The organism is Niallia circulans, assembly GCF_003726095.1.
Lineage (GTDB): Bacteria > Bacillota > Bacilli > Bacillales > Cytobacillaceae > Niallia > Niallia circulans_A.
Window position 1 is genome coordinate 3,076,880 of the sequence record NZ_CP026031.1, and the last position, 12,436, is coordinate 3,089,315.

Annotated in this window: 9 protein-coding genes; 6 read left to right on the forward strand and 3 right to left on the reverse strand. The window is 37.2% G+C overall.

The features are described 5' to 3' along the window. The first annotated feature begins 2 nt into the window (after positions 1-2). From C2I06_RS14790 to C2I06_RS14815, 6 genes are all read left to right on the forward strand, one after another. Positions 3-824: an ABC transporter permease gene (locus C2I06_RS14790; RefSeq protein ID WP_095329804.1), complete on the forward strand. Its 822-nt coding sequence runs from the start codon at positions 3-5 to the stop codon at positions 822-824. Between the two features lie 6 nt (positions 825-830). Beyond that, positions 831-1,619, forward strand: coding sequence for an ABC transporter permease (locus tag C2I06_RS14795; RefSeq protein ID WP_047944426.1), 789 nt, complete (start codon positions 831-833; stop codon positions 1,617-1,619). A 12-nt stretch (positions 1,620-1,631) separates the two neighbouring features. Further along, positions 1,632-2,690, forward strand: coding sequence for an ABC transporter ATP-binding protein (locus C2I06_RS14800; RefSeq protein WP_095329803.1), 1,059 nt, complete (start codon positions 1,632-1,634; stop codon positions 2,688-2,690). Between the two features lie 13 nt (positions 2,691-2,703). After that, the gene (locus C2I06_RS14805; RefSeq protein WP_095329802.1) at positions 2,704-4,410 is read left to right on the forward strand and encodes an adenine deaminase C-terminal domain-containing protein; all 1,707 of its coding nucleotides are present in this window, start codon (positions 2,704-2,706) and stop codon (positions 4,408-4,410) included. A 292-nt stretch (positions 4,411-4,702) separates the two neighbouring features. Then, positions 4,703-5,341, forward strand: coding sequence for a hypothetical protein (locus C2I06_RS14810; RefSeq protein WP_095329801.1), 639 nt, complete (start codon positions 4,703-4,705; stop codon positions 5,339-5,341). 19 nt (positions 5,342-5,360) lie between these two features. Further along, on the forward strand, positions 5,361-6,227 hold the full coding sequence (locus C2I06_RS14815) for a metal-dependent hydrolase (RefSeq protein ID WP_123258318.1): 867 nt from the start codon (positions 5,361-5,363) through the stop codon (positions 6,225-6,227). 114 nt (positions 6,228-6,341) lie between these two features. On the opposite strand, the gene C2I06_RS14820 is transcribed toward C2I06_RS14815, so the two are convergent. The 3 genes from C2I06_RS14820 to C2I06_RS14835 form a co-directional block, all read right to left on the reverse strand. Then, positions 6,342-8,930, reverse strand: coding sequence for a LamG-like jellyroll fold domain-containing protein (locus C2I06_RS14820; protein ID WP_249928226.1), 2,589 nt, complete (start codon positions 8,928-8,930; stop codon positions 6,342-6,344). Positions 8,931-8,995: 65 nt separating this feature from the next. Then, positions 8,996-10,750, reverse strand: coding sequence for a glycoside hydrolase family 35 protein (locus C2I06_RS14825; RefSeq protein ID WP_123258319.1), 1,755 nt, complete (start codon positions 10,748-10,750; stop codon positions 8,996-8,998). 403 nt (positions 10,751-11,153) lie between these two features. Then, positions 11,154-12,416 carry a glycoside hydrolase family 27 protein gene (locus tag C2I06_RS14835; protein ID WP_095329796.1) on the reverse strand — a complete coding sequence of 421 codons (1,263 nt, stop codon included), beginning with the start codon at positions 12,414-12,416 and terminating at the stop codon, positions 11,154-11,156. Between the last annotated feature and the right edge of the window lie 20 nt (positions 12,417-12,436).

Sequence of the window (12,436 nt, forward strand, 5' to 3'; positions counted from 1 at the left end):
TCTTGAAGAAACGATATTTATATTTACTTTTACTGCCAGGAGTATTATTTTTAACAATATTTTTAGTAATACCCATTCTTTCAATGATGGGGACAACCTTTAATGACGGAGGATCCTTTAGTTTGCAAGGATATATCGACTTTTTTAAAGATAAATACTTTATCGATATCCTTCTTACTACTTTACGCGTTAGTTTACTCACAACTTTTATCTGTATTTTAATTGGATTTCCCGTTTCCTATTATATCGCGAAGCTTCCTAGCAAAAGAAAAGCGGTTCTCCTGTTATTCACGATTTTTCCATTGCTGACAAGTCCCGTTGTTCGTTCCTTTAGCTGGATGATTATTATTGGGAAAAATGGTGTGTTAAATAAAACGTTATTGAGTCTAGGGCTTATTCAAGAACCTTTAAATATTTTATATACGCCTAATGCAATTATTATCGGTTTAGTTCACCTTTTTCTTCCATTAATTATCGTAACGCTTGTTGGTGTAATGGAGAATATCGACAATGATTTACTGCGCGCAGCAGAAAGTCTTGGTGCTTCCAAAATGGCATCCTTTATGAAAATCATTGTGCCATTATGTGTTCCCGGCCTTGTGATTGGAAGTATTTTAGTATTTGTGGGCAGCTTTACCGCATATACTACACCTGCTTTGCTCGGTGGAAAACAACGGGTTATTTCCACTTTTCTTTATCAAAATGCAATTACCTTAAATGATTGGAAACTTGCCTCTATTGTGGCAACTATAATGATTATTTGTACCTTTATCATTATTTCGATCATGAATGGTGTTGCGAAAAAACTAAATCCAAAGGGGTAAACGTGTATGCAGGAAAAACATAGAGGATTGGCCCTGTTTACGATCCTTGTTTTTATTTTTTTACTTGGGCCGCTTGTAATAATATCGATTACCTCTTTTGAGAGTGGAAGTATTCTGAAATTCCCTCCAGAAGAGTTTTCCCTTAGATGGTATGAGAATATTTTTAAAGTGGAAATGTTTTTAAGCACCTTTAAAACATCCATTATTGTATCCATAGCAGGAAACATTTTAGCATTACTACTTGGTGTACCAGCAGCCTATGCGCTTAGCCGCTTTAACTTTGCTGGCAAAGGGATCATTAATGCTATCTTCGTTTCTCCGATTCTTATTCCAGGAATCGTTCTAGGTTTCTCGTTTTTGCGCTATATTGTTGTGACCTATAACCTTCCTATTTATTTATCCTTATTTATCGGTCATACAGTCATCATGCTGCCATTTATTATTCGCGTCATTTCTTCTAGTCTGGCAAACTTTGATTTTTCCATAGAAGAAGCGGCACTTAGTCTTGGTGCGAATCGAATTGGTACATTCTTTCGTGTTGTATTGCCAAACATTAAATCTGGCATTATCGCCGCTGTCATGATTGCTTTTTTAGAGTCCTTCAACAATGTGGATATTTCGGTTTATATGACTGGACCCGGTGTCAGTACGTTCCCTATTCAAATGCTGCTTTATGTAGAGAATTATTTTGATCCTACTGTTGCAGCCATCTCTGTTCTATTAATGTTCTTAACTGCTATCTTTATGTTTGTAGTGGAAAGATTAATGGGATTGTCTTATTTCACGAAAAGATAATGGAGGATAAAAATGGCTTTATTTACTTTAGAAAATGTATCCGTAGCATATGAAAAGAAAAATATATTAGAAGATTTTAATTTAAGTATTGAAAAAGGACAGCTTGTTTCCCTGTTAGGTCCAAGCGGCTGTGGAAAAACAACGACATTGCGCTTAATTGCAGGATTTTTAGAAGCAAGTAAAGGAAAATTTATTTTTGAAGGTAAAGATTATACAAAGGTTCCTGTGAACAAACGAAATTTCGGCTTTGTTTTTCAAAACTATGCGCTCTTTCCTCACCTATCTATTTTTGACAATATTGCATTTGGCTTGCGATTACGAAAAATCAACAAAAAGGAAATCGAGAAACGCGTTTTAAATATGCTGGAGATCGTTAACTTAAGGGGATTTGAACAACGATTTCCCAGCGAGCTATCTGGTGGTCAAAGACAACGTGTGGCAATCGCAAGAGCTTTAGTAATCGAACCTGATATTCTATTATTTGATGAACCACTAAGTAACCTTGATGCAAACCTTAGGGTCAATATGAGAGTAGAGATTCGCAGAATTCAGCAAGAACTAGGAATCACTACTGTTTACGTCTCCCATGACCAAGAAGAATGCTTCTCGATTTCAGATCAAGTTGCCATTATGAATAAAGGAGTCATTGAACAGTTGAGCGACCCAGCGACCATTTATCAATATCCCGAAACAAAGTTCGTTGCTGACTTTATCGGCTTTAAAAACTTCATTTCTTTTGATAAACGGACAGATCACAAGGATCATATCGAACTTGAAAAGGCTGGATTGATCTTCAAGGTTGATCGACATGCACATATGGAAAATCGCAATAAAAAAGTTGGCGCCATTCGTCCCGATGATTTTATGATGGAGCCAAGCATAGATGCTATCCCAACGAATGGAATGAAGGGAATCATTAAAATTACGACATTCCTTGGCAGAAGCTATCAATATGTGGTAGAAACAGCCCTCGGTGATTTCACGATTAATAAAGAAATGGTTCAGCCATTTAAAAACGGACAAGAAGTAACGGTAATTATTCCACAGAATCAAATGGTACTAGTGGAATAGAGGAGGGTTTTTCGTGCAAGTAGATACACTCGTTTTGAACGGAATTGTGTTTAATAGTTATTTTAAACAATTTAGAAAAGAAAATATCGCGATTAAAGATGGAAAGTTCTTTTATATCGGAAAAAAGGGAAGAGAATTTTTCCAAGCAAAAGAGACGGTTGACGCTGATGGAAATTATATCATTCCAGGCTTAATTGATATTCACTTGCATATTGAAAGTACGATGGTTACACCTGCAACCTTTTCCTATGGATTAATAAAGAATGGAGTAACAACTATCGTTCCAGAACCCCATGAAATGGCCAATGTTTTTGGAATTGCCGGGGTAAAAGAAATGATTAAGGCAAGCAAAAATGAAGTGGTCGATATGTTTTATGGCATTCCGAGCTCTGTTCCCGCTACTGCAATGGAAACAACCGGCGGCGCAATTGAAATAGAGGATATCGAAGAATTGCTGCAGACAGAGTCCATCAAATGCCTAGGCGAAATCATGAATTACTATGATGTTCTCACAAAGCCAGATTGCAAAACCAATCAAATTCTCGACTTTGTTCGCAGCAACTATCCTGAACTAATAATTGAAGGCCATGTTCCTAAGCTATTAGATGATGAGTTACAAGGAATTGCTTTTGCTGGCGTCGGCTCCGATCATACCCACCAGACAGTGGAAGGAATGATGGAAAGAATTGCAATTGGCATGTTTTTAGAAATTCAAGAAAAATCGATGACAAAAGAAGTGATCGACTATCTTAGTGCAAATCCAGTTAAAGAACATTTTTGTTTTGTGACAGATGATGTAATGGCAGATTCTTTTCAAAGAAGAGGCCACTTAAATGTCTTGCTAAAGAAAGCTATTGCTATGGGAATGTCCATGGAGGACGCCATTTATGCTTGCACCTATACTCCTGCACAGCGGATGAGAATGTATGATAGAGGCGTTATCGCCCCAAGTAAAATAGCTGATTTTGTAATGGTGAGTAATGTCGCAGACTTTTCCATTGATGCTGTATATAAAATCGGCCAAAAAGTTTTTGACCGAGACCTCCCTTATGTGCAAAGAGCGGTCTCCAAACAATTCCCTGCCTCTTTCTATGAAAGTGTAAAGCTTGCTCCCTTAAAAGCAGAGGATTTTGAAGTACCTATCGAAACAAAGAAAAAAAGGGTGACTGTCCGTACGATTCATGTACAAAATGGCTCTACTTTTACAGAAGAAAGACAAGATACACTTGCAGTGGAAGAAGGCAAACTACAATGGATGAATAGTGCTTATTGTTTAGTGAAAACATTTGAACGCTATGGGAAAAATAACAATCAAGCACATGGCTTAATTGGCGGAGATATTTTAAAAAAGGGTGCTGTTGCCACCACCTACTCCCATGATAATCACAACTTATTAGTAGTCGGAAAAAACAAAGCAGATATGCAGCTCGCTGCAAATGAAGTAATCAAAAACCAAGGCGGCATCTGCTGTGTCTATAATGGAAAAATCCTCTCCATGGTGCCACTACCAGTTGGAGGCATTCTATCGGAAGAACCTTTAGAAGTAATAGCATCACAGGTAGAAGAATTAACAGATGCTTTAAAGTCATTAGGTTACGAACATTATAATGTAATCATGTCATTAAGCACCCTGTCCCTGCCAGTAAGCCCAGCCCTAAAAATAACAGACCACGGCTTAATTGCAGTAAACGAAGGCAAAGTTGTTTCCTTTGAAGTATAAGGACATTTCTTGTGATGTCATTTTTGGCGAAGGAAAAACTTTTCTGTTTTAACCCCTTGATAGAACGTACAAGAGAGAGTTCTCACAATTTGCTTTGTGGGGATTCTCTTTTTTTATTTGCAGTTTGTGAAACTGTAAGGATCTTCTTTTAATAGATGATAAGTATGGGACATTTCTCCACTTCTATTTTTGAGGAAGCAGAAGAACGTCTCTATGTTTCCCACCAAGAACTTGCTATAATGGAAGTAAAGTTAAAGATTACTTAAATTATACATGTATTGGTGATGATTATATGAACAGGATATTATGGGCTACTTTTATTTTTGTTGTGTTATTTGCGGGACTGGCAATAGGCAGTTCACTGGAAGTGTTAAATCCAACCACCATCAATGGCATTTTCTCCATCCTTCTTTCTGTTTTTATTATGTTTCTTTTAGATAGCTTCTTGCATCTGCTGTCTAATAGTGAAACAAGCTGGAAAAAGAAGCATTATAAAAGTTTGTTAGAATGGGTTGATGATGGAGGAAACGGCGGCAGAAGACTGGAACAAAATCTTTTGAAAGACATTAAACCGAAGTATAATCTTTTAGACAACCTTGAGCTTATCAAACAGGCATTCACTAAACTCGAGAAGGAAAAAAGAGAACTCTTACTAGCTTACTTTAAGGCACAAAGAAACTCAGTTTCCCTTCCTGCCACCATTATGGCCATTTTTTCTACTCTATTCGCTGGCATCCTGTTGTATTTCATTCAACACCCAGGGATATTCCGTATAGAAATTAGCGTCAATGCTGACTTTGCTTTCATTGTACAGCTATTTACTTGGATTTTCTTTTTTATCATTGTAATGTATCACCTTGTCAAAATGAATAAAAGAGCATCCACCAAAAATGAACTATTTATCGAAATATTGGAGAAACTAAAGGACTGATTGTGAGAACGGGGGAAATATGGATACTATTACACATACTTTATTTGGTATAGGAATCTATAAAAGTGTTAATAAAGAAAAAATGACTAGAAAAGAAAAATATGCCCTGCTTGTTACATCCATAGGCGCTAGCCAAATCCCTGATATTGATGTTATCTCCCAGCTCTGGGACACTACAGGACAGTATCAGATGTGGCATAGAGGCATTACCCATTCTATTTTTCTAGCTCCTATATGGGCTTTAATCTTTTACATGATCAGCCGTTTTGCTTTTAAAATAAAAGGATTTCAATCATTCTATATTGCCCTTCTCGCCGTTTTCATCCACAATACTAGTGATGTATTCAACGCATGGGGAACAGGTTATCTCGAACCATTTTCATCTGTTCGTTTAACTTTCGGAACAGTTCCGATTGTGGATTTGGTGATATGGTTTATCTTTTTACTAACCTTTATTGGTTCCAAAGTTTATTCTAAAGTAAATCCTCATGTATTATTCCGTATTGGCTGGATTCTAATTGCACTTCATGTCGCTATCCAATCTCTTCAGGGTGCTATTTTATTCCAAAACTATAAAACGGATTATCAGGATGTCGCGCTGTCTGCCAGCTTTATCCCTTGGCATTTTACCATTATCGGAAAAAATGCTGATACGGTCGATATCATTAATGATTCCCTTCTAACAAAAGCTAAATTTGTGGACAGACTTACTTCAAGCGATGAAGTGGACCTTGATTACCTATTTGCAGAAAATCCTGCAGCTGCAACATTATACAGATGGTCGCCATTTGTAGTTGTAGTAGATGACGACAATAGAATCGGCATTTATGATCCACGCTTTTACCGAAATGGAGAATCTTTTTTAGGAGAGTATTTAGATAAATAATCTTATCCTATGACAGCTATCAAAATAGTACTATGCTAGACCAGGAAAAAGACCAATTGGCGGGATTTCCCACGATTGGTCTTTTTGTTCATAATCCACACAGTATGTGTTTTTCTACTCTGCTTTCGTTACATTTTCCTTATCGTTTTTTGCATATACTTGCACTTCTACTAACCCATTAGCCCAGTTCCCATTACTATTATCATTCACACGCTTTATTGCAGATACTGATAGACGAACGTACCTAAATTTGCCTTTTAAAGGGGTTGATTTAAACCCTGCCCATGTATTTTGGGACTCATCCGCTATTTCAACCCAATTCTCATTATTATTAGAACCATACACCTTGTATTGATAATACATTTCCGATCCATTATATAATCGAAATGCAATATCTATTCTAGAAAGGTCATACGCTTCTTCTAAATCGACAGTATAATCAAATGGGGCATTACCTGGGCGATACCAATGTGTATTATCTCCTGAGGTCCTTAAATTAAAATCATATCCATCATTCGCTAATTCAATTGGTCTTTCAAGGTCTTCTTCATTTGAACCATATGCTGTTTTCCCCTGTGAAACTAATGATATTCCTTCTGGCAAGCTGATATTTCCATCTTCCACATTCACTTTCCAGCCAGTGGCGTATTTCATGGACGCAGTATGATTTTCTCTGTCAATCGTTAACGGCAGCCACACATATCTAGAATCGCCCAGTTGCTTCGAATTCCAACGATCTCCCATATATACATATTGTTTTGTTCCATCTTGCTTAGTGATCGTCATAATATTGGTAGATTGACTATAATACGTACTATTGTTCCCAAGTGCAGCATGCTCTAAGATAAGTCCATCGCTTCCTTTTAGCGGTGTCCATCCATCGGGATTTGTTATATCGTTTGTATATCCTACCGTTGACTGATTTGGCAGCCATCCAGATTGACCGGATGTCACTAGGTAATATCCGTCATTCTCCACATGAACGATGGCAGGAGCTTCTCGGCCAACTCCTTCATAGAAGTTATAGGATTCAAAGACTGGATCTTTGCTATCTGATGATGAAAATGGATATGTTGTAAAGTCTACATCATCAAAACGGTCATTTAATCGGTGGATTCTCATCGAATGTCCTTCAGAAGAAATCAAGTATGCGGTATCTCCTTCTTGAAATACAGTGAAATCTCTCGAAACATAACCATATTTCTGTGGATCGTTTTGTTCAGAGATTGGTATTTGCTCCCTATCTCCAGCTTTAAAATATTCTTCATCTGTATACCATCCATTATTATTTCTCCAGTTTCTTTCGGTTCCTCCCGGACGCCAATGTCCTTGAAATACATAGGGGCCTTCAGGTTTATCAGCTGTTGCCACCATTATTTGACTGGAGGAATAGCCACTTCCATCCTCCCAGTGTCCCCATAATACATATTTCTTTGTTTTTTCGTTATAAAGGAGCTTTGGCCGTTCCACCTTGCTATACTGTAATCCTAATTCAGCACCAGGTACTGTTTCCGAAAATTGGTCCAAGATATTTCCTTCATTTTGCCAATTCACCAAATCTCTTGATGAATATAAACTCACTGCAAAAAAGTTTGCGCTATTGTGTATTTTATTCTCTCCAACCCAATAATAGATTGGTTTACCATCCGGGGCTGTTTGTTGTAAGAAGCCTCCCCCATGTGCCTGAATATGATTTCCTTCTGTATCCAACCATGTATCTCCTACAGGGATTCCAAGTTCCGAATAATCAACTGTTTCTCGAACGTGCGCTGCATATTGAAAAGCTTGCTCTATTTGTGCTTTAGCCCTATTTATGTCTTGAATGGTTATTTGCTCTTGTGCAAGGAGTGCTTCAGCATTTGTTAAAGCTCGAGTTATATTATTCCAAGTGCTTACCGTAAAGGTTCCCTTCTCTGTATCCTTATATTCATTATAAATTTCTGCTAGGCTTTCTTTTACACTTGCTAGATAACTCGTTTCAATTTCTTCCTCTGTTAGAGCTCTTGAATAAATTTTCACATCATCAATTAATCCTTGAAAGTACTCTCCATTGCCCCAATTCGCTTTTCCTAATTGAATAATTCCTCCAGTCTCCGATAAAATATCTTTTAGTTTATACGTACTCTCCTTCGTATCCTGCTGTATACCATCTACAAAAATAGTTGTTCTATTTTTGTTCACTACTAAATCAATATGTTTCCAAGAAGTACTGGATGGGGCACTTAGATTATTCCCTGGTCGAGCACCTTTATTATAGTATCGTTCTACTATAACATCACTGGTTTTATCCATTATCCCTAAATAACGCTCCTGTTGGTAAGATTGTGTTTTTTCATCGCTGGAAGCATAAAATACCCAACCATTTCCTCCTTCCGGTTTGCTATTATAAGAAATAGTTATTTCGTCTTTACTTTTTAATAATGGCTTACCGTTTTTCTTTTTGACTTGAAGCCAAAAGGTTTCACTCAGCTTTGCTGCTTTTCCACGTGGGGCATCTACATAAACAGGATTCCCTTGAACTTCAGCCTTTGCTCCTGAACCAACAATCCCATTCACCGGATCATCAAAATGAAAGCTTGCTATCAATGCATCATCAATGGAATTCTCCTTTGCTAATACTTCTTGTCCAATAAAGTACTGAGAAAAAAGTGTAATGAAAGTCAGAGCGGCAATCTTCATCAAATTATTTGAGTTAATTATCATTGTTCCCTCCTTTGGACTTATAAAGAACTTTAGTTTTATAAAAAGTCGTTTACTAACATGATCACTTAGTCTTTGCTAAGTTTGGGCAAATCTGTTAATGTAATCGACTCTCCAACCTTACCTTCTGATTCAAAAACAATAATTTCATTAATACCTTGCTTTAAGAGAGGATCTGGAATATAAAGACGCTGCTGCGGTCCTTTTTCCCAGAATCGACCTATATTGAACCCATTGACGGTTATAAAGCCTTTCCCCCATCCTTCTAAATCAATAAATGTATCTCCTATAGTCGAAGCATTAAATGTAAACTGATAGAAAGCTGGCTGCCCGGATTGCCAGGTTGCTTCAAAGTCTAATTTATTCAGATTATCCATGGGTAAAGAATAGATATCCCATTCACTTTGAAAAGCTCCATTGATGATTACCCCATCCCGAATTCCTTTTTCTTGATGATTCATTTTTACGGAATAATTGACTCTCCCCATATTTTCCACTAGAATGCCTAATTGATTTTTTGGTTCTGTTAATTCAAATTCTAATTTCTGTCCTATTTCTAAATCATATTGCGTGGCTATATGGTTCTCATTAATAAAAATTTGTGCTCGATCCATACATTCAATCAAGCGAAAATCTTCAATTGGACGTGCCTTACCAATTTGACTTTGATAATAAATATATCCAGTCCCTTGATTCAACTCCTCCATTGTCAGTGGATAGTTATGATGGAACCTCTTGCTCAATTTATCAAGGTTATGGAATAAGGATGTTTTAGCCCGTACCTTTAATTCACCATAAGCAATTTTTTCTATTTCTGTTGAAAAACGCACTTCAGGTATAGTGGTAAATTTTGCAATTACTTCTTGAAATTTACGATACTTCGGTGTAATATCGCCCCATTCTGTAAGTAATGCATCATAATCATAACTTGTCACATCTGGCGCCAATTTCTCATAATAATTGGCACCACTTGTAAAGCCAAAGTTTGTCCCCCCATGGAACATATAAATATTCACTGATCCTTCTTCTAAAATATCGGCTAATTCGTGTGCAGATTCCTCTGCATCTGTCGTATGATGAATGACATCTCCCCATGCATCAAACCAACCAATCCAGAATTCCATCACCATTAGTGGTTTTTTTGTGCCATGAAATGCTCTAAGTCGTTTAAAATGTTCCTTCACTTTTGACCCACAGTTAATAGTTGGTAAAGCCGTTTCCGGGATAGAACCATTTTCTAACATATCTCCCCATGGTCCGTCAGAGGTGACGAACGGAACATTTACGCCATGACTCTTCATCATGTCCGCCATTCTCTCCATATAATTTTTATCATTGGCATATCCACCGTATTCATTTTCTACCTGCATCAAAATGATAGGGCCGCCATTTGTAATTTGCAAATCTACAACTTGAGGAAAAAGATGCGCAAAATAACTACTAATTTTTTCCATAAATTTCGGATTCTCAAAACGAACTTTCACACTTGGATCTTTAATCAGCCAGTACGGTAATCCCCCAAATTCCCATTCTGCACAAATATATGGAGCTGGACGAAGAATCACATACAAGCCTAAATCACCAGCTAGTTGAATAAATTTACGTACATCCAATCTTTTTTCAAAATCGTATATTCCTTGATGCGGCTCATGTAAATTCCAAGGAACATAAGTTTCTACCGTATTACAGCCCAATGCTTTTAATTTTTCCAAGCGGTCTAACCAGTACTCTGGAACCACCCGAAAATAATGGATGGCACCTGATATAATTTTGAATGGCTGATTATCTAGATAAAAATCATCCTTTATTTCAAACCTCTTCATTTTTATACACCTCTCTATTTAAGTAGTAAAATATTGTATTTGCCCTTTTGTACTTCTCTATTTCTTTTTGCAAATAGGAGGGAATATCTAAAAACACACAGTGACCAAGATGCAGGAGATGTTTCTTCATGGATTCTCTGCCAAGCAAAAAGTGATTTGATTCTAGTTGATTTTCAATCATCTAGTAAACTGACTTGTGACTGGTGTGGCAGGCATGATAGAGCTGCGGCAATTGCTGTTTGTAGGTTACTTAAAATGGTAGAGTTAATAGGGAATTCAGAAGAACCACCTTAAAAACTATTAACTGTTTTAACAGAGTAAGGCTGTAATTTTGCTAGAAATGCAGACTGTTCAGCAGTTTATAGAATTTAAGATGACAATGATATGCAGACATTCCATGTTGCTACTTTCTAATTAATATTGCCCCGTGAGCATTTACTATTTGTTTTTCCAAGCAGGTATCCTTATTCCCCCATAAATCTCTCACTACTTTATTCGCTCCAATAAATCTATTAGATAGCTCACTAGGAATCTCAAGATTAGAGTCACCCACATTAAAGAGGGCAATATATTCATTATGTTCACTTCGTCCTTCCCAAACGATCCAGTTATCATCTCGATAAGCTTGTCGACGATATGTCAGCGTTCGATACATATCTAGTACTTCTTCATTTGTAAATAAGCTTAGAGTAAAATCATCAATATCCGGCAATGTTCCACCATACATTAATGGGGATTGGAAAATGGTCCATAAGGTCATCAACAAATACTGTTCGTTCTTTGTAAACCTTGTCCAGTTATCTCCCCCTCCTCCATCCACAGCCCGAATCCCAATATGGCCCAATGGCAACATATCGCAATCTGGCCAATTTCCCGGGCGAACATAGGAAACCCACTCAGCTGCTCGATCAAACATTCGATATAACGCATCCCAATGATCCCAGAAATCATCCGTTAATCTCCACATATTGGCGTGATCCTGCAAAAATGTTCCATTTTTCAACTGTGCAGGACCAGGAGATAAAGAAAGAACAATCGGTCGCTTGGTTTTATCAATCGCTTTACGAATTGCTGCAATTTCTTTTTTATGGGCATCATCATATAATCTTGAATAAGCGATATCATCCACTTTAATGAAATCTACACCCCATGAAGCATAAAGCTCTATTAGCGAATCATAGTACAGCTGACCTTCTGGCAAATCAACGTTTACGCCATACATATCCGAATTCCAAGGACAAATATTATTCAACGCAATATCTCTGGCTCGTTTATCCGTTCCTTTAATAGCCGTATTTTGATGAACAGCCTGTCTAGGAATTCCCCGCATGATATGAATGCCAAACTTCAATCCTAATTGATGAATATATTCCCCCAAAGCTTTAAAACCTTGTCCATTACTAGAGGAAGGAAAGCGATTCTCTGCCGGAATTAATCTAGAATAGTCATCCATATTCAAAGGGAAAAATTGATTATATCTAGTCGATTTGGCAGCTGGCTCTGCCCATTGAATATCTACTACAATATACTCCCATCCATATGATTTAAGATGCTTGCTCATAAATAAAGCATGCTCTCTCACTTCTTCTTCTCTAACAGACGCACCATAACAATCCCAGCTGTTCCACCCCATAGGTGGAGTCTTAGCAAAATATAAAAATGTCATATAATTTTCACCTCAAGAAT